Source organism: Pirellulaceae bacterium (assembly GCA_029243025.1).
Classification (GTDB): Bacteria; Planctomycetota; Planctomycetia; order Pirellulales; family Pirellulaceae.
The window spans coordinates 139,801-157,953 of the sequence record JAQWSU010000034.1 but is presented as its reverse complement, the minus strand read 5'-3'; the positions used below and the strand labels follow the sequence as shown (position 1 = coordinate 157,953).

The following is an 18,153-nucleotide window of genomic DNA, read 5'->3' as shown; positions in this document are numbered from 1 at the left end:
CTGTCGTGTTTATTCTTGGAGGCAATAAAGGTATTTATTGCCGCGTAGAAGCAGCTGAGGGCCAGCCAGTGCCGGGGACGAAACGAATTGATCTTCGAGTCGGTTAGTGGCTAACACTTTGAAGGTTTCCGATCGCTCGATCACGACCGTTGTACCGTTACGACCCGTGAAATAGATGCGATTATTCGCGCCGACCGGTGATGCGTAAATCGTGGACGGCCCGGATAGTCGCGTTCGGTCAAGGATGGGGTTTCCCGTTGTTGAGTCCAGGCATGTGATGATGGCTTGGTTGGATTGGTTGTAATAAAGCATGCCGTCGTAGAGTAGGGGAGAGGGAATGTAAGGCGTTCCTTTGTCGACTCTCCAGTGGATGGTGTCTGTGTCGCTGATATCTCCTGTTGCTGAAAGCTTTATGGCGAGTAGTGAAAAACCTTCGTACCCACTCATGCAATAGACCACATTGTTTTCCGTGACGGAGCAGGGGATGACATTTCCGGTGAGTCCCTTGCATTGCCAAATAAGTTCGCCATCATTCAGATCGTAGCTGCGGACCCGATTCGAAGCAGCGGTGATCAATTGCGGGGATCCCTGGTAATTGACGGCCAAGGGTGTTGACCAGGCATTTGGCTCTGCTCGGTTTTTTTTCCAGAGTGTCGTCCCTGTGCGACCGTCGAGGACGTGAATGGTAGATTGACCAGAATGGTCTCTTACGATCGCCAGTCGATTGTCATGAAGGACAGGCGAACAGCCTTCACCGAGGATCGCGCCGACCGAGGCTTTTCCTAGGTCGCGTTCCCAAAGTTTGGTGCCATTCAAGTCGTAACAGAACAAACCCGCAGAACCAAACCAGCAATACAGCCGTTTGCCATCGGTCGTCGGTGAAGCGGAAGCGTAGTTGTTGTCGTGGTGATGTCCTTCGTGTGGCACGCGTTCGGTGGCCGTCCTTCGCCAAATCTCTTCGCCAGTCTTTCGGTTCAGGCACATGACCACAAAACGATAAACTGTGTTCGGATGGGTGATGCCGAATACTCGCTTGGGTTGATCTTCAGGTTTCGGCAAGGTGGGATCCACCGTTCCCGTGTTGATGGCAGTCAGCAGGAAAGTTTTGTCGCCCCAAACGATCGGTGATGATGAGCCGCTACCTTCGATCGGTACCCTCCATTTGACATTTTCTTGCTCGCTCCATTTCAGAGGTGGATCAGCGGTGCGTGAAACGCCGGTCGCCTCAGGACCCCGCCACTGGTGCCAATAGTTCTCCGCTGCCCGAGGTAAGTCAGCATGCAGAAGAGTGGGGAGAATCGCCGTCAGGATAAACGCGGACAGCTGAATGCGATTGAGTTGTCTAATCATTGGGGGGGATCTCGGGTTGCTGAATCGGTTGCCAGTTGGGCCCGTCTGCCATGATGCTGGCGTTGATGGTCGTCAATTGTTTTCGGAGCTTCTCAAATACGCGTGGTCGCTTTGAGGCGATGTTGACTTGTTGGGCCTCGTCGGTCTGAAGATCGTAGAGTTCAAAGCGACCATAACCACCTGATTTGATTGTAGGTATCCAACTTTCATGGAACATGTTGAGCAGTATATATTGGCCTCGCAGTTTTTCCGCCGCCTGATCATGGAAGCCTTCAAATATCTGTTTTTGGAGCGTACTGCCGCGGGTTTCCTCTTCATATGTCCCGTTGGCGCGAAGTGTCTCTTCAATGCTCCGTCGCAGTGACTCCATCGCAACGAGATCCTTGGGAAACTTGTAGTCACGATAGCCCACTAACGAATATCTGTCTTCACGCAAGGCGATGGCCGGTGCTGACCCCGGCAAAATCTAGCAAAGTGGTTGATTCCGAATGAGGTTGTGGGAGTTGTCTTTCAGTAAAGGGCTAAGATCCGTTCCATCCAAATGAACCCCTTGCGGTGTGGCGATGCCTAGTAGCCCGCAGACGGTGGGCAGAATGTCGACTAACCCGGCCGGTGTTTCCTCAAGCTGTCCGGCAGGGAGGGTGCCGGGCCAAGATATGATTCCCGGTACGCGAATTCCACCTTCGTAATTCGACCCCTTGGTGCCGCGTAAATTGCCGACCCGGTCAGCACGGTAGCTGCCGTTATCGGAAGAGTAAATAATTAGCGTGTTGTTTTCTTCATCCAGACGTTTCAGCTGCTTGAGGAGTCGACCGATCGCTCGATCCATGTTTTCGATGGTGGCTGAATAAATTGCGGCAGGGTCCTTGGTGTCGCCGTACTTGGTGACGATCTCTTCGGGTGCCGCAAGCGGGGCATGCGGTTCGTGAAACCAAATATTTAAGAAAAACGGTTGGTTAGGTAGGTGGGGTATTTTCAACCAGCGGATCGCCTCGTCAACGACAATTTGGCTTGAATAACCGTTGATTCGACCGATGCGTTGGCCGTTGCGTACGTAGTTCGTTGGATTGTGATGACTTGGATTTGCATTGTTGGCTGTTGCAAACCAATCATCGAAACCGTGTTGATCGGGTGTTGGTTTTGCGAATTGCGAAGTCGGCATGCCGAGATGCCATTTTCCAAAATGTGCCGTCGCATAACCATTTTTTTTCAACCGTTCTGCCAGGGTCACCTCACGGCTAAGCAAATGAGACGATTGTCGGTGGTCATGAACCCAACTGTATATCCCAGCTCGAATGTGCTGGCGACCTGTCAGCAAGGTTGCACGTGAAGGTGAGCAGACAGCGGCGCCAGAATAGAAATCGGTAAAACGAATTCCGGTTGTCGCCAATTCATCGAGTGCCGGAGTGCTGACCGGTCCGCCGTAGCAGCCGATGTCTTGATAGCCCAGATCATCCGAGAGCAGAATTACGATATTGGGGTGATTCGTCTTTCCCCCAATCACCGTGCCGATTGTTATCGCGAAAAATAAGCAACACAGTGATGCTTGTCTCGCAAATCGGGTTTGCCGGAGAATCATGCGGGTTTCGCTTGTTTGCAGGACGGTGCGTTCAAAGTGAACAAAAGGGGGCTTCGGTGTCTTGCGTTATTCTAATGTCGAAGTCATCTCTGTTCCCAGCGTTTTGCGTATCAAATGGTAACGACGAGTCGGCTTCGTGAACAACGATCAAGGGAAAGAGGCGTGTGATGAGTCATCTCAAGGCGAGTCGTCGCGCCTTGGATAAACGGTTGAGGCAGCGAGGTTGGGTTCTTTGGCCCGTTGGGTGCGAGGTTTATTTTCCGCCCCACTCTCGCTCGCCGCATTGACTTTGATCGAAGCCGTCAGGAGAGCTTGAGAGGACCATCGGCACAATGACGCTCATCACCAAAGGTCGTCAGTTGTTGGTGGCCGAGTCCGTGTGCTAAAGAGAGCCACAGTTGGTTGTGGGCGCTTTTCCCACAATCGATCGCTCGATTGGTTTTGAATCCTGCGCCCCCGCCGATTAGTAGGAAGGGGATGTTGGAAAGCGTATGTGAGTTTCCCTTGCCAAGTTCGTTGACCCAGACGATTTGTGTGTTCTCCAACATCGTTTCGTTGGGACGCCCTGGCTCGGGAATCGCTGCGAGTTTTCCGGCCAAGTAGGCCAGCTCGGTGGCGAACCAATGATTGATTCGTTTCAGTTTTTGTTGGGCATCCTGATTACCGTCCGGTTCGTGCGACAACGAATGGTGTCCTTCAGAAACGTCCAGCCATCGCATTCTTGCCTGGCCAACGGAACGCATAAATTGAAGGGTGGCGACTCGGGTCATGTCATTGGCTAACGCGTTGACTAGCAAGTCAATTTGCATTCGGCTGATTTCAGGGGTGTTGTCATTCACGACCTCAATTTCCGGATTGATTTCCGGCTCTGGATGGATAAGCTCACGTTGGTCTTGAGCAGCGTCGATGTCGCGTTCTAATTGGCTTACGTGTTGTAAATGTTGTTCGAGCAGCGTGCGGTCCTCGGATGCCAAGCGATTTTGGGTGCGCCGTAGATCGTCACGCACCAGGTCCAGCACGCTGGCCACCGTCTTCAGCTCTTGGCTGCTGCCGTAGAGCTTTTGGAACATCTGGCTTGGGTTGTTGATTGGCGCGATGGGTTGATCGCTGCCCGCGTAGCTCATTCTCGTCCACGGATCGGCTCGGTTGGGGACCGCGACTCCAAATTCGAGGGAGCCGAAACGGGTCCGTGTTTCCGGTTGTGACTGGAAATGGTTGCTTACCTCTTGATCGATGGAGATACCGCTCGCCCAACCAGCCGGATTATTAGATCCGCCTTGGATATTGCCGGGATTAAGTTCGGCCGCGGTCAATAGGCAGGACATCCCACGCATGTGATTGTCGCCGTCGCCGCGAATTCGATTGTTGACGCCTTTCAGGACCAATGTCTGATCTTGGTAGGGCGCGAGTGCTTCCAACATGGGCTTCAATTGCAGTGGACGTTCGGCTCCGAATTCATGAGGCCAAAAGTCGTCCGGCAGGGTTCCGTTTGGCGAAAACATGATCACCAATCGTTTTGCGGGAAGACGTTGTTGGTTATCGGCGGCGAAAAGGCTGGGGAGTCCTGAGAGAAAAGGAAGAGCTGCTGTGCTGACGCCGAGCTGTCGGAGGAAATCGCGGCGGTGGTTTTGGCTGATGGAATTCATGATGATGAGGGGGCCTCCGAAGCTAATGGCAAACCGTGGCTGGCCGACAGCACGGCGATACGAGCGACAAGCTTTTGTATATTAAAGTCATCGCTTACAAACGCCAAACGCAATTTTGAAATTGTTTCCGGACCGAATGCGGCGGGTTCCTGTTTTAGGATGTGGCGGAAAACCTGGATTATAAATGCTCGGTGAGCATTCTCATTCTCGATTGCATAAGTTGCGATATCGGCGGCATTTTGCACGACTAATGTTTCACCTGTCGCCGTCACGTAAAGACTCTGTGTCGAGACCGGTTTGTTGTTGTCCAGTGTTCTCCATCGGCCAACAGCGTCGTAATTTTCGAGAGCAAATCCCAATGGATTGATGACGGAATGACATGACATGCAAGCGGTGTCTTCTGTCAGTTGTGTGACCTTTTCTCGCATTGTCAGCTCTGCATCAAACTCGTCGTCCTTGAATGCCACTGCCTCGGGTGGCGGTTTGAGTGGACGCCCCACGATGTTTCGCGTAAGGAACACGCCTCGATGGATAGGTGATGTGTTGTTGTGATAAGCCAGGGCACTCAGCAGGTAGGGATGCGTTAGCACGCCCGCCCTTCGGCCTGAAGGAAATGTCACTCGCTCAAACTGGTCGCCGCTCGTGGCTGCGGTGGCTGGCGGTGGAGTGTCTGGGGATACGGGGCTGTATAAGATTCGGAGTTTTTCGTTAAGCAGCAAATAGTCCGCTCGAAGTAGATCGCGGTAGTCTGAGGAGTCACTCCAGACAATTTCTTCGAGGAATGTTGAAAGGGAGTGGCGAAGGTCTCGAATCACAAGTTCGTCAAAGTCTGGAAACAGCTCCTTGTCTTTTGCCAAATCGCGTTCTTCTAATTCAAGCCAGTGTTCGAAAAAATGCCGAAGCTTTGCTTTGGCTCGAGAGTCAGCAAGCATTCTCGCAGCCTGGTCACGCAATTGGTCTGCCGTCTGCAACTTTCCCTGATCAGCGGCCGCCAGCAATGTGGCGTCCGGAATCGAATCCCACAACGCAAATGAGAGACGACCGGCAATGGTATGTTGATGGGTCGAAGCGTTTGCCGGGGTGAGATCAGTATAAAGGAAATGTGGCGAGTTCAGAATGAACAGGATCGATCGACGGACTGCCAGTTCGACGTCGTTTGACGCGGCAGCAAAAAGATTGGCAAACCGTTGATTTTCGTCCTCGGTGAGCGGGCGCCGAAAGGCGACGTAAGCGAAACGTCTGACGAAATTCAGAAGGGCATCCTCGCGATCCGGTGTGTTGTCTTTCACGCCAGACAAGATGGGAAGGCGATAAATGACTTCGGCGGCTGCAGCGATCGACGCATTGCTCGTCGACCGATGCCATTGGGGCGAAATTGAATTCCCTCGTTCGTAACCTTGGCTTTGGTCGTCCGCAGAAAAGTCGGTTTCCACCACATAATTGCGCGGTGTTTGGGCAGATGTCAGGGCGTGATGGTCAAGCACTCGCCAAACGTCGCGCGGAGCTTTCCATTCGAGAGAAACTGATGAAACTTCTTCCTTGTACTTGAAGAACTCGAGTCGGATTGGATAGTGGCGACCGCCGAGCAAAAAAATACGGGCCTTATGGGTTTGTTTTGTGCCCGAGCTCACCCAGGCGTCAATGAGAGCGGCTTTCCCGGCGACAGAACTGTCGTCTCGTAGACGGCGCCGCCGTTCCTGGAATTCGGTGTTGATATACAGGCGTGATCCATTGGGCGTTGTGATGCGAAAATCGTAGTTGCCTGTGTCTTTTGCCAAAAGTGAACCTTGCCAAACAATTGCGAATTGATCCGCGGTGATATCTTCCGCAGGACTACCTTCTCCAAAGTCGAATTGAATCTTTGGGTCGACGCGACTTAGTTTTCGCTTATGCGCTTTGCTCATGCCTCTTGACTGATAATATTCGCCCGACAAGCCGGGTTCAGATGACGAATCGCCATGATCTGGACTCGGAGTGAAATGTCCAATCAGATCAGCAACAACATTGCGATATTGGGAAACCGTTAGACGCGTCAGCTCGAGCCGTGCTGCTGGAGTCAGCCCTTTTCGTTCGCGGGCGGCCCGTGAGTAGAACTCGTGGTATACGTATTCGGCCACCTGCTTTGATTCGGGCCCAATACAAAGTTCTGGTTTTTCCTCTGGCATTGTCTGCTCGATAATGCGAGCTAAGCTGGTGACCGATTCTTCTCCAAGCAAAGGTTTTTCGTAGCGATCCTCTACGCCCTGACCATCCATCCCGTGACAACTCGCACACCTTTGATGGTAGATGAGCTCTCCGGGAGAAGCTTGCAATACGTCGGCTGGGTAGCAAGCCGCGATTACAGCAAGCAACGCACAGCGATAGGGCCAACGGCGTGAAAAACGGAGGGATGGCAATCGACGATCCTCTTCGGCAGTGGGTGATTGAATCCGGAAGATAGACCTGATGTGCCCCTTATTCTACCGAAATGCCCACGCCCTCACAGGAGTCATTTGTTTTTGGCCATTGCATTTTACAGGTGGCCATGGGAAACGAATATAGCGATTCGAATCTCTGCGTTTGTGAGACCCAGGTGATTGCTGGGCCAAACGGTGGCAAAGGAGGGGGCCTGTGGTCGCAAATGTTCAGGCAAAGCAATGGTAATGGCGTCAAGATCGGTGAATCGCTGTCCACAGGATATCCAACAGGCCTAGCCTTTTTGATTGGGACAACGAAAGCGAGTGGCACTGTGTCCGTGCCTTGTAGCATGTTTTGTTTTCCGGCCGGAAGTCCGAGCACGCCAGAGCTTAAATGATGAACGCTTTAGTTGGGAACGCATCAGTTTGATCACCTCACCTGGCGAGAGGCCAAACTGCCCCTTGATGGCATCGAATGGTGTGCGGTCCTCCCAAGCCATCTGGATAACCCGGTCGATATCTTCCCGGGTAAGCAGGCGACACTTGCGTGATGGTTTCATCGGTCGAATCGCGATGCAGTTGATGAAAGTTTAAGGAACGGTGACAAGGTCTGCGTGCTTGCGGTTCGTCTGTAGGAGCGAGAGTGGGTCAATTAAAGTTAAACATGGTAAGAAGGCCAAGCGGAGTGTTAGAACGATCATGAGTTGGATTCGAAAGCTGATTCGAAACAAGTCTTCCGAAATAGACGTTCGGAAGTTCTTGGACACCGAAGGCTTCATTGGCAGTTCGGCGAAATTTGATTATTTGGAACTGCATGCAATTGAACGGCCCGGTTGGGTTCAGATTTACAGATTTTCCGTTCGGGTCTTGGATGAATCGGAGCGGTGGAGAACTCTTTTCGGAGTTATTCGAGATGACCAGCGGAACCGGCGACGTGTTTGGCTAACGGAGTCCGAGTCGGAGCAGCTCGAAAAGGCGAAAGTCTGGAGCGAGGGATTGATTACGTTGCAACGGAAGCCATTGACCCAATGGCAACGCCTATTTTTGACTGTTTTCTCAGTCATATTGGGATTGGCCGTCTGGGGTGCAATCATTTCCAGTCTGAACTAACGTTGATCCTTGCTTCAAGCTGTTTGATGACGTTTCGATCTGTTGGAAACTTAAGTTGAGGTAGATCAGAAAAACAAAAAAATTTCGCTTCCCGCAGATCTCCTTGGGCGATGAGCTCGCCACCCTTCCGATGAGCGAGAAACCATACGCCCACGGTTTGAAGGTCAGGATCGTGGAAATTAGACTGAACGCAAAATAGGTGGTCAATCTCGATCGATAAACCTGTCTCCTCTGCGACTTCCCTCACAGTCGCCTCTTCTACCGACTCGTCCCATTCCACGTGTCCACATGGAATACACCAACCACCGTCGCAGCGCAGTCCAAGCAGAAGAGAATTTTGCTCCACCACAACTGCTGCAACGCCAACCGTAGGATTTCGGTAATGTACCCAATGGCAGTTCGGGCACGCTCGTCGAATCGCAGTTGCGAATTTGACTGACGCGAGTAGAGTCCGGCAGTGCGGGCAGTATGAAAAATCTGAGCTTCGCAACCGATGGTCGCCTTCGGGTAATTGGCAGCGAAACGCCGCTGGCCAAGTCGGAGGATGTGACCTACAACCAATTCAGCGCCTAGCCGAGTCTCCCTGAAGGAGACTGGCAAGCACGGATGGCGCCATGAATGGTAGGAGCATCATTTGAAGGATTAAACTCTGTTCGTCCTTACCAAGGCTCAACATTTTCTTGGAACCAACGACTAATTCGACCTGCATGGCAGATCCCACGATCGCCCGATTGAACTTTCGGAGCTTTTTGAGGTGGGAGCCCCGTGGCGAACTGAGCCGATACAATCGGACCGCAGTCGCCACATCGGGGACTTCTACACTCAACGTGTGCCCCTTGGTGCGTAGTCGAATCTTCTTGCCTTCGATTTCGCAATCAAGATTAGCGTCGATTGTGAGGTTTTTGAAAGTCATGCCTGAGTATCTCACTCGCTACCGTTACGAGTCGAAATTCTCAAGGTTCCGTTCATCTTCCAGTTGGCGTGCTTCGCTGCGTCGGAAGTTGAGCTTGGGATCTGTAGCTGGAAGTCATCGAATGCATAACTGATCTCAGCGTCACGACCGGTCAGCTTGTCGTAGAGGCCAATGGCAAGTTCGGTCCAATCATGGGTGTCAGTTTGGCTTGCAGACATTGTAGAAGTCTCCGTTTAAAGGGGTGTAATGCTCGGTCAAAAACGAGCCAAAACAGCATAGAAGGCCGAATCTGATTGGCAATGCTGAAAAAAATGCGATCCCGCTGGACTACCGTCGGGAAGGCCGTTTTCTGCTGCCATGCCGTTGAAAAACACGTCGTGCGTCGTCTTGTGCTTCCGGTTCACGTTTGACTGCGTAAATCTTTTCCCGAGCAGCTCTGAAAGCGGTCGTGTGTGTCACGATGGGATACGGGTACTGTTTGCCGAGGAGGCATCCAACTCGCGACTGAGTCGAGAGGGTCATCTTATGTGGTTCTGCGATGTGTTTGTCTGGTACATCCCGTAACTCCGGCACGTACTCACGAATGAAAACTCCTGTCGGATCCTGATCGATTACTTGCTTGATAGGGGAATAAATGCGCACCGTGTTTATCCCGGTTGTGCCCGATTGCATCTGTATTTGCGAGAAATGAATCCCAGGTTCAAAATCGAGAAAGTGTTTCGCCAAATAAACGGCGGTTGGCCTCCAGTGCAACCAAAGATGGTAGGACGCAAAGGAAACGAGCATGGCTCGCATACGGAAATTAATCCAGCTTCGCTGGTGGAGGGCTCGCATGCATGCGTCGACGAGAGGGTAGCCGGTGCGGCCCGCACACCATGCGTCAAAATAATCTTGATTGAACGAATCTTCACGGATTCCATCGTAGGCACGACTCATGTTTTCGAACTCGATGGCAGGTTCGTCTTCGAGCTTTTGAATGAAATGGCAGTGCCAGCTGAGGCGGGACTCGAATGCTTTTAATGACGTTAACCAACGGCCAGTGTCTTCACCGCGGGCGCGAAGTTCTCGAAGTGCGGTTCGCCGCTGATGCAATGTCTGCGTGACTTGCCGAATGGAGAGACACCCCCACGTCAAATACGGACTGAGTCGACTGCAACTGTTCCAAGCGGTGACAGGACTTGAAAGCTCGGCGTTGTAATTCTCGCCGCGATCGTGAAGAAATGACTGAAGCAACTCTTTTCCAACCCGTTCACCGCCGAGTTGTAATCTGGTTTTGTTGACTTGGACGAGTTGAAACTTGCCGGGCTCTTGGATTCCCTCTGATTCAACATTCGGCGGCAGCTCAATAAGGTTTGGAGCAGAGATTGTGGATGATTTGAGGAACGAGGTTCGTTGTCGCGACCAGGCGTCGCGTGACGCCAGACGACGCACGACTCCATTTTGCCGCAACTGTCTCCAAGGGATCGAATGCGTTTCGGCCCAGCGGGCGACACGTCGGTCACGGTCGTAGGTGATTTTATTGCCTGTCTCTTCGTGGCTCCAAAGGCCTGAAATGCCAAGCTTACGGTGCAGTTGATCCAAAACGTCGGGCATCCGACCGACGCGAAGTGTCAGTGCTCCGCCGATTTGTTTCAATTGTTGATCGATCTCGGTGAGCGACTGATTGATAAAGTTGAGATGAGAGGCATCGAATTCTGGCGAATTGATCAGCTCAGGTTCGTAGACGTAGAGACACAGACAGCGACCCAGTTTGGCTGCCTTTGCTAAGGGTGCATGATCGTCGAGACGAAGGTCTCTCTTGAACCAAACGACGTTCATGGAACAGTTCCTTTCGAACCTTTGCGATTTTCTGTGCTCCGGTCGAATCGTTGGAGGCGTGGCAGGTTTGAAGGGCGATCAGCGGTTGGACCGCAAAACCTTCAGTGGCTATCTCGCTTTAGACGCAGAGGTCAGCTTGACAACACGACGCTGCGGATAACGGCCGAAATTTTTGCGGGCGGAAGCTGCTATCGGAGAGCCGCATGAGCGAGAAGGGTATGATTTCAAGCTTTTTCGACAGAAGAATTGAGTTTCGGCCACTTGACGTTTTGGACTTGCCAGCTTTAGTAAGATGGACATCTGCGACCTAGCACATCCTGTGCCGGTCTTTAATCTGGGTGTTTAACTACTTTTTTTGAAAGAGCAACTGATGTCAGGCGGCACCTCAATCATTTCCACCGCGGCGGTAGGAAAAAGTCGGAAGTCAAAAATTCGCCGCCTATTGATTTTCAGCTTGGTTCTCGTCCTCGGAAGTCTAGGAGTGCCCGCGATGTTTGGATCTCCGTTCTATATTCCGGAAGCGAAGCAACCGGAGGGCTTTCCACCCCCTGGCAAGGTGAATGAGATCGTCATCAAGGAATATCCGGTGTACCGATCGGCCACCGTCAAAAGTTCGGCCGCGGGACAAAATCGACTTTTTGGTACACTGTTCAATCACATCAAAAACAACAAAATCGCAATGACCGCTCCTGTGGAAATGTCATTCGATGACGAGAAATCTCAATCAATGGCGTTTTTGTACGCCAGCACGGACATCGGCGATACCGGAGTGGAGGGGAAAGTTCTTGTTGCCGACCAAGAGCCGACGACAGTGATCAGCATTGCGGTGCGAGGATCTTATAACGAGCAGCGTCTCCGCAAATACGAGGAGAAATTGCGGGACTGGGTTGACAAAAAACCGGAGTGGAAGACGACGGGTGTGGCCCGATATCTTGGCTTCAATAGCCCTTTCGTTCCCAGTTTTATGCGTTACGGCGAAGTTCAAATTCCGATCACGAAAAGGTCCGAGTGAACTGATCGAGGCAGCATCCATGTGAGTCTGTGATACTCTGGGTGAGGTAGTTGCTGAAGCGATGTTTTTCAAAAGAGCGTGAGCCTGCAGTCGCGATGGTCCAGATCGTCAACTATCTGCTTTATCAAATCGGTTGGCTCGCTTGCATTGGTGGGGTCGCCTTGGGTGATCGCAAAATCGGGATGTTAGTCGCTTTCGGGCTGATTGGTGCCCATCTTTGGTTAGCGACCGATAGGCGAACACAACTAACGCTCATGCTCATCACAGCGTTTGTTGGTTTGATCGTCGATTCAACACTCATCAGTTCCGGCGCGGTCTGGTTTCCATTCGGCTCACTGATCAGTTGGATGCCGCCCTTTTTTATGACTGTCCTCTGGATGCAGTTCGCGACCACGTTCCAGTATTGTATGCGCTGGTTAAGTGGGCGCTACTGGATGAGTAGCCTCTTGGCTGGGTTTGGAGCACCGCTGGCGTTTGCAGCGGGGGAGAGACTCGGGGTGATTGGATTCTACCAGCCTCGTGCGCTACATTTTGCCTTCCTGGGCGGACTTTGGGCGGTAGCCATACCAGCCTTGATCTATGCTTCAGATCGTCTGTCAAGGTTCTCAAAAGTCGAGGCGACTTATCGATGGCCGTGCACTGGGTCATAACTGCACGATGCATCTGACGGCGAAAGACCGTGGTCTTTTGCTTATCAGGCAAAATTGTCCGGCGCGTTTTGGTATCGAGAAATTTATCAATGATTGGAATCAGGCAGTGCTCAGATAGGTAGTTCGTGGCTGCGGGGAGATCAGTCTATCTGCAGCGGGCATACCCACGACTTTCCGGCCTTCGGCGTCCCATTCGATTGGTTTTTGCAGGCGTAGTGCCAGAACGCCAAGCATTCCGATTTCCGTGATTTGAGCGCCGATTTCAAATGGCGAATAGGATTTCGCATCGCCGCGACAAGCAAGTGCCCATTCGAACATGTGCGAATTGTTGACGCGACTCCAGCGTGGTCGCTGTCCTTTCGCCAAACGGCGTGGGTCCCATTTGAGAACTTCCGTGTCGATGCGAGGTTCGGTTTTGGCTATTCGCGAGACCTCCGGCTGATCGGCACCTCCAAAACCCTTCGCGCCTTTAAGTCGGACGTTGCAGTCGGTATTCCACAGTCCAGCTGAGAGTGTGCCATCTGTGCCGACAACAAGGCAGCCGGTTGATCCTACCGGACCTTGGGTGACCTCCATCGGTGGAAAATATTGATCCCCGGAGTAGAAAAATAGTTTGACGGGACCCCGGTTCTCATTCGCCGGGAAGTCGAAAGTGACTTTGCATTTTGTGGGGAAAGTTTCGTGTCCCATGTCGTCGCCCGTGGCTTCCACGTGAGTGGGGGCACCCAACTCCAATGCGCGGTAGGCGAGTTGGAAGCCGTGGCAGCAAAAGTCAGCCATGGAACCACCTCCAAAGTCGTACCATCCTCGCCACTTGGCGGGGTGATAAATGTCATTGTTGTAAGGTCGACTGGCCGCCGGGCCAAGCCAGAAATCCCAGTCGAAACCGGCAGGAACGGCATCCGGTGTGGTGGGGCGATCGACGCCGTTTGGCCAGCTATGAGCTGGGTGCCAAACGTGAACTTCCTTGATGGCACCCAGCAGCCCTGAGCGGATTACCTCAAAGCTGCGACGAAATCCCTCGGTTGAGCATCCTTGATTTCCCGTTTGCGTTGCCAGGTCGGGGTGTTGTAAAGCGAGCTTCTCCAGTTGTCGGCATTCGGCAATGGAATGCGCGAGAGGCTTTTCGCAATAGACATGTTTTCCGTTTGCCAGGGCAGCTTGGCAAATGGGCACGTGCCAGTGGTCTGGAGTGCCAATCACGACAGCGTCGACTCCCGTCTCTTTGTCCAATAACTCTCGATAGTCATGGTAAGCTCGTGCCTTTTCCAGACCCTGGATCTGTTGCGCTGCATCCCGCTGTCGTTTGTCAACATCGCAAATTGCGACAATCTGTTGATCGATCTTGCCAAGTTCTGGCATCAAATAGCCTTTCATTTGGCCCCCCATGCCGATGCAGGCAAATCTCAATCGTTCGTTAGGTGACGTGCCTGCGAGGACGTGATTCGGTACGATCGTGGGTAAGCTGATCCCAGCAGCAGCAGCCGATTGCAGGAAACGACGACGATTAAACGAGGTCTTCATGATGAAAATCTTTCGATTTAGGTGGGCCGCAGAGGTTCGATTTTGATTCATCTTACCGGTAAAATACGTAACGGTGTTAATTGTTCCAGCGTTAGTACGGTCCTTTGCATGCTCGGAGGTTAGTCAAACTGTCATCTTGATGATCGGTGGGACATCGGGACCACCGTTCGAGTGAGAAAAAAGGTATCATCAGTTCGACGCACTCGGACATTTCGCAACGCAACGTTCACCAGGAGTGACGAAAGATGGGTAAAAGTATCTGCGGCTTGTTGATCTTTTTCGGATTTGGAATTTTGGCATCAGGGCAAATCGTGGTTGCTGCGGACGTGAGCAAGACGCCGACGGCACTCGGTTTCAAAGTCAAGTCACTCGCGGGAGATGAAGTTCAGCTGAATAAAAAGTACCAAGGACGTGTCTTATTGGTCGTTAATGTTGCTAGTCAGTGCGGCTTGACTCCTCAATATGAACAATTGCAGGCACTTCACGAAAAGTATGGTCAACAGGGACTTGCCGTCTTAGGTTTTCCGTGCAATCAATTCGGTCGGCAAGAGCCTGGAACGCCCAGCGATATCGATAGCTTCTGCAAAAAGAACTATGGCGTGACTTTTGACATGTTTGAGAAGATCGACGTTAACGGTGGAAACGCGAGTCCGCTGTACAAGCACCTGACGAAGGTCTCCACCAAACCGAAGGGAGCCGGAAAGGTGAGTTGGAATTTTGAGAAATTTCTCATCGATCGTGATGGGAAGGTGGTCGCCCGATTTCAGCCGGGATTGAAGCCTGACGATCCCAAAGTGATTGCTGAGATTGAGAAGTCTCTGAAGGGCAGTTAATGTTATCTCGTGGGCGAAGAGTTTCCCAGTTGCGCTCCGTACGTCAACCTTGGGGAGTCGTGAGGTTGATCGTTCCGTCCTCCCTTCTGAACGAAGCAAGAGCGGTGCAGCTTTGTTCCGGGAGAATCGCGGTCTGATCAGCCAGGTTCGCTGATAAAAGCTGGGCCTGTCGCGTCGCGCCAAATCAACCGCGGCGGACCGCCCAAAGTGCCCAAATTGCTTCGCGAGACAAGATAACGAAGCCTCGCTTGGAGCCCTGGGCCTTCGGATGCGGCGCGGTTGTATATGTGATTGTCTAATTTTCATATCGTCGACGAACCGTTTTTTTAACCGAGAGCGTTTATCCTTCGCCGTAGAAATGGTTTAAAGCTTGCTGCGTACGAGGCAGTCGGTTACGTTAGAGGGGCCTCTAAATTCCCTCCTTTAGCGTTTGAGTTGGTCGATGATTTCTATTCGACGAGCCCCGTTTTGCGTCACATTTGTCTTTTTGGTGAGTGTGGCCCTTCTGCGAGCAGAGACCGCGCCGCCCTCCCTCAGTCAGCGCATCGATAACGCGATCGTATCGGCTCATGTCGGTCCGTTGGCGGAACGCTCGACGGATGCGGAATTCGTACGTCGAATCTACTTAGACCTGATTGGTCGCGGCCCAACTCGCGCGGAATGTGAAAAGTATTTCGCTGACCAGGATTCCAACAAGCGGGCGGTGATCATCGATCGGTTGCTTGAGTCCCAGGAGTTTGACGAATACTTTAGTCGAGTTCTGGACGTCGTTTTAATGGAACGCAGGAGCGGCACTCGAATTCCTCAAGCGGATTGGCTTGCTTTTTTGAAGCGAGCGGTCTCTGAAAAATGGGCCTACGATCGAATTGTCCAGGAGGTGATTACTGCGGATGGGCGAGGTGATTTGCGGGCGGCAGCGAAATTCTTGATGGAACGTGATGTTGAGTCGAATGCGTTGACTCGCGATCTCGGACGTATCTTTCTTGGGCGAGATCTGCAATGTGCTCAATGCCATGATCATCCCAATATTGTGGACTACGAACAGTCTGAGTATTACGGCATTCTGTCATTTGTTAATAGAAGTTACTTGTTCGAAGATGAGGCAGACAACAAAAAGTCCTATGTGGGTGAAAAGGCGGAGGGCGAATCAGAATACAAATCAGTGTTCTTGCCTGATGATGATCCTGCACGTTCTCGTCCCCACTTGTTGAGTGGATTAACCTTGGACGTGGAACCTCGGTTCGATGGTGGAACAGCCTATCTTGTGGCCCCTAGTAAGCAAGCAGCAGCGCTGCCGAAATTCAGCCGCCGTGCGGAACTTGCCCGATTGATGACCCATCCGGCCAACGAGTTTTTCGCGAAAAATGCGGTCAATCGATTTTGGAAGCATTTGATGGGGATCGGAATTGTTGATCCAGTCGATTTTCACCATAGTGACAATCCTCCGTCCCATCCGGCTCTACTTGAAATGCTGGCGGGAGAATTTGTTGCAAGTGATTTCGATCTGCGCGGATTTCTCCGGCAAGTTGCCAATACCGACGCCTATCAGCGTGCAGTTGATTATCCCACCGAGGTCGAATGGTCGCTTGATGATCTGACGTGGCGGATCGAAAAATGCGATCAGGAAATTGAAAGTCTTGCCGGCAAAACAACGCAATCGCAGGCAGGTAAATATCGAGCCAGACTAGCGAAATCTCGACAGCGGGTAGAGGTACTGGACGAACGGATCGATGGAACCGCGAAACGTTTGACGTTGCTCGATAAACAACGCTCCGAAGCAGACGAGGCAACGAAGAAGCTGGAAACCCAATTGTCGACGCATCAGGCTCAGCTGGCTTCGCTCAATCAGGCGGTGGTGGCTGCCAAGAAAGTCACAGCAACCATTCCTAAAGATTCGCAACTGACGAAGACTGTGAAACAGTACGAGGAACGGGTCACGAAAAGCGAGCAGGAGCTAAAGGCGACCCAGCAGAAGCTTTCAGAATCTGAAAAACAGCTGAGCCAACTTTCGACTGAATCGGTGGAAGCGAGGCAATCGCTCGGGCGAATGCATGGCAAGCGAATTGGAATCGTCGATATGGTGGCTGAGGCGCGAGGCGCGTTGGGGGTTGCTGAAGAGATGGAACGTCAGCGATTAGCAGCGCTGAATGGCCGGAAGCAATACCGAGTTATTTTGGCTCAGCAGCAAGATGGGGTCGAACTGTCCGCATCGCTGCGAAAGACGACCCAACAGATTTCTAAGCTTGAAAGTGAGAAACGAACGCTGCTGGAAAAAAAACAAGTCGCCGTGACTCAGAGTCTGGGCCAGCTCGAACAGCAAGTTACTCAACAGCAGACTGAGATTGCACGATTACAGGATGTTCGGGAGAAAAAACGGGCAGCGTTTGGCAAAACAGAGAGTGCGCTGAGGGACTTGATGGAAGCGATTTCGAAAGCATCATTGGTCGACGCATCAATCAGCGACGTTGGAGTTGACGAGGCGATTGCTGCACTGAATGTTAGTCAGCAATCGCTACGAACGCGTCGGGTTGAAGAAATACAAGCCTATGCCGAATCGACACAACTGGTGGGCGCGGCCTTAAAGCGACTTGAAGCACATTCGCAAACACGTGAACAACTGTTAAACCGGCAGACGCGGATTGGTCAGGATCTGGCGAATCTTGAAAGTCGGTTGAAGCTTGCTCGAGCCGAAATGGATCAAATCGGTGAGAAGGCGGAACAAGCAAGGGGGCGTGTCCGTCGTGCCTGGGAGCGACGATTCGCTGTGCGAGCCCTCGTGCCGTTGTCGCCTGAACAACTGGCCGGCACTACCATTTCGGCGCTCGAGTTGATGCCACGATTTGAGCGAGAGGCGCAAGGGGAATTAGAAAAGACAAAAGAAAATGCGAAAGATAAGAAGCTGAGTCAAGACGAAGAACGAGAGCAACTTGCCAGTCTGACCCGGAAACGGATCGATACGGTAAGAAGTACCTATGTGTCGATGTTCGCGGCTCCAGGAGGCGCACCTCAAGATGTGTTCAGTGCGACGGCCGACCAGGCTTTGTTTTTTGCGAATGACGGTCGTGTGCAGGGCTGGTTGTCAGCCTCAAAAGGTACTCTCATTTCAGCTTTAGAGACGATTTCAGACGATGCTGATTTAGCCCGCCAACTTTATTTAGCGGTTTTGGTGAGGAGTCCCACGGCGGAGGAAGTCGCGGAAGTGGGGGCCTACCTGCAGCAACGGAGTGGTGATCGAAATAAAGCAATTCGCGATCTTGCTTGGGGTTTGTTGACTTCGTTGGAGTTTCGGTTCAATCATTAGCTGGCTGGTTGCCCCTTCGTC

General features: G+C 52.1%; 15 protein-coding genes. 5 read left to right on the top strand and 10 right to left on the bottom strand.

Annotated features, from left to right (window positions below; translation table 11 throughout):
• Positions 1-9: 9 nt before the first annotated feature.
• The 6 genes from P8N76_16810 to P8N76_16785 all read right to left on the bottom strand — a co-directional run bounded on the left by P8N76_16810 (position 10) and on the right by P8N76_16785 (position 7,531).
• Positions 10-1,350: a PQQ-like beta-propeller repeat protein gene (locus P8N76_16810; GenBank protein MDG2383333.1), complete on the bottom strand. Its 1,341-nt coding sequence runs from the start codon at positions 1,348-1,350 to the stop codon at positions 10-12.
• Complete coding sequence (locus P8N76_16805; GenBank protein ID MDG2383332.1) at positions 1,343-1,786, bottom strand: hypothetical protein; 444 nt, start codon at positions 1,784-1,786, stop codon at positions 1,343-1,345. The genes P8N76_16810 and P8N76_16805 overlap by 8 nt, the downstream gene beginning before the upstream one ends.
• A 30-nt stretch (positions 1,787-1,816) precedes the next feature.
• Positions 1,817-2,929, bottom strand: a complete 1,113-nt coding sequence (locus P8N76_16800; GenBank protein ID MDG2383331.1) for a sulfatase-like hydrolase/transferase — start codon at positions 2,927-2,929, stop codon at positions 1,817-1,819.
• Positions 2,930-3,231: 302 nt separating this feature from the next.
• Positions 3,232-4,575: a DUF1552 domain-containing protein gene (locus P8N76_16795; protein ID MDG2383330.1), complete on the bottom strand. Its 1,344-nt coding sequence runs from the start codon at positions 4,573-4,575 to the stop codon at positions 3,232-3,234.
• Positions 4,572-6,971 carry a DUF1592 domain-containing protein gene (locus tag P8N76_16790; protein MDG2383329.1) on the bottom strand — a complete coding sequence of 800 codons (2,400 nt, stop codon included), beginning with the start codon at positions 6,969-6,971 and terminating at the stop codon, positions 4,572-4,574. The genes P8N76_16795 and P8N76_16790 overlap by 4 nt, the downstream gene beginning before the upstream one ends.
• 293 nt (positions 6,972-7,264) lie before the next feature.
• On the bottom strand, positions 7,265-7,531 hold the full coding sequence (locus tag P8N76_16785) for a TIGR03643 family protein (protein ID MDG2383328.1): 267 nt from the start codon (positions 7,529-7,531) through the stop codon (positions 7,265-7,267).
• Positions 7,532-7,670: 139 nt separating this feature from the next.
• On the opposite strand from P8N76_16785, the gene P8N76_16780 reads away from it, so the two are divergent.
• On the top strand, positions 7,671-8,081 hold the full coding sequence (locus tag P8N76_16780; GenBank protein MDG2383327.1) for a hypothetical protein: 411 nt from the start codon (positions 7,671-7,673) through the stop codon (positions 8,079-8,081).
• Positions 8,082-8,643: 562 nt separating this feature from the next.
• Here P8N76_16780 and P8N76_16775 read toward each other — a convergent pair.
• From P8N76_16775 to P8N76_16765, 3 genes are all read right to left on the bottom strand, one after another.
• Positions 8,644-8,994: a hypothetical protein gene (locus P8N76_16775; protein MDG2383326.1), complete on the bottom strand. Its 351-nt coding sequence runs from the start codon at positions 8,992-8,994 to the stop codon at positions 8,644-8,646.
• Positions 8,995-9,005: 11 nt separating this feature from the next.
• On the bottom strand, positions 9,006-9,212 hold the full coding sequence (locus P8N76_16770) for a hypothetical protein (GenBank protein MDG2383325.1): 207 nt from the start codon (positions 9,210-9,212) through the stop codon (positions 9,006-9,008).
• Positions 9,213-9,321: 109 nt separating this feature from the next.
• Positions 9,322-10,812 carry a deoxyribodipyrimidine photo-lyase/cryptochrome family protein gene (locus P8N76_16765; protein ID MDG2383324.1) on the bottom strand — a complete coding sequence of 497 codons (1,491 nt, stop codon included), beginning with the start codon at positions 10,810-10,812 and terminating at the stop codon, positions 9,322-9,324.
• Positions 10,813-11,302: 490 nt separating this feature from the next.
• Between P8N76_16765 and P8N76_16760 the strand changes: the two genes are divergently transcribed.
• Both P8N76_16760 and P8N76_16755 read left to right on the top strand, forming a co-directional pair.
• Positions 11,303-11,824: a heme-binding protein gene (locus P8N76_16760; GenBank protein ID MDG2383323.1), complete on the top strand. Its 522-nt coding sequence runs from the start codon at positions 11,303-11,305 to the stop codon at positions 11,822-11,824.
• Between the two features lie 95 nt (positions 11,825-11,919).
• Positions 11,920-12,474 (top strand): DUF2878 domain-containing protein, encoded by a 555-nt coding sequence (locus tag P8N76_16755; protein ID MDG2383322.1) that lies wholly within the window; start codon positions 11,920-11,922, stop codon positions 12,472-12,474.
• Between the two features lie 99 nt (positions 12,475-12,573).
• Here P8N76_16755 and P8N76_16750 read toward each other — a convergent pair whose 3' ends face one another.
• Positions 12,574-13,998, bottom strand: a complete 1,425-nt coding sequence (locus P8N76_16750) for a Gfo/Idh/MocA family oxidoreductase (protein ID MDG2383321.1) — start codon at positions 13,996-13,998, stop codon at positions 12,574-12,576.
• 245 nt (positions 13,999-14,243) lie between these two features.
• On the opposite strand from P8N76_16750, the gene P8N76_16745 reads away from it, so the two are divergent.
• Positions 14,244-14,831 (top strand): glutathione peroxidase, encoded by a 588-nt coding sequence (locus tag P8N76_16745; protein ID MDG2383320.1) that lies wholly within the window; start codon positions 14,244-14,246, stop codon positions 14,829-14,831.
• Between the two features lie 442 nt (positions 14,832-15,273).
• Positions 15,274-18,132: a DUF1553 domain-containing protein gene (locus P8N76_16740; protein MDG2383319.1), complete on the top strand. Its 2,859-nt coding sequence runs from the start codon at positions 15,274-15,276 to the stop codon at positions 18,130-18,132.
• The last annotated feature ends 21 nt before the right edge of the window (positions 18,133-18,153 follow it).

What these genes read in the sequence shown, in the direction of transcription:
- P8N76_16810 (MDG2383333.1), bottom strand. Translation starts at nt 1,350, where the DNA reads ATGATTAGACAACTCAATCGCATTCAGCTGTCCGCGTTTATCCTGACG.
- P8N76_16800 (MDG2383331.1), bottom strand. Translation starts at nt 2,929, where the DNA reads ATGATTCTCCGGCAAACCCGATTTGCGAGACAAGCATCACTGTGTTGC.
- P8N76_16795 (MDG2383330.1), bottom strand. Translation starts at nt 4,575, where the DNA reads ATGAATTCCATCAGCCAAAACCACCGCCGCGATTTCCTCCGACAGCTC.
- P8N76_16785 (MDG2383328.1), bottom strand. Translation starts at nt 7,531, where the DNA reads ATGAAACCATCACGCAAGTGTCGCCTGCTTACCCGGGAAGATATCGAC.
- P8N76_16780 (MDG2383327.1), top strand. Translation starts at nt 7,671, where the DNA reads ATGAGTTGGATTCGAAAGCTGATTCGAAACAAGTCTTCCGAAATAGAC.
- P8N76_16775 (MDG2383326.1), bottom strand. Translation starts at nt 8,994, where the DNA reads ATGACTTTCAAAAACCTCACAATCGACGCTAATCTTGATTGCGAAATC.
- P8N76_16770 (MDG2383325.1), bottom strand. Translation starts at nt 9,212, where the DNA reads ATGTCTGCAAGCCAAACTGACACCCATGATTGGACCGAACTTGCCATT.
- P8N76_16765 (MDG2383324.1), bottom strand. Translation starts at nt 10,812, where the DNA reads ATGAACGTCGTTTGGTTCAAGAGAGACCTTCGTCTCGACGATCATGCA.
- P8N76_16760 (MDG2383323.1), top strand. Translation starts at nt 11,303, where the DNA reads ATGTTTGGATCTCCGTTCTATATTCCGGAAGCGAAGCAACCGGAGGGC.
- P8N76_16755 (MDG2383322.1), top strand. Translation starts at nt 11,920, where the DNA reads ATGGTCCAGATCGTCAACTATCTGCTTTATCAAATCGGTTGGCTCGCT.
- P8N76_16750 (MDG2383321.1), bottom strand. Translation starts at nt 13,998, where the DNA reads ATGAAGACCTCGTTTAATCGTCGTCGTTTCCTGCAATCGGCTGCTGCT.
- P8N76_16745 (MDG2383320.1), top strand. Translation starts at nt 14,244, where the DNA reads ATGGGTAAAAGTATCTGCGGCTTGTTGATCTTTTTCGGATTTGGAATT.
- P8N76_16740 (MDG2383319.1), top strand. Translation starts at nt 15,274, where the DNA reads ATGATTTCTATTCGACGAGCCCCGTTTTGCGTCACATTTGTCTTTTTG.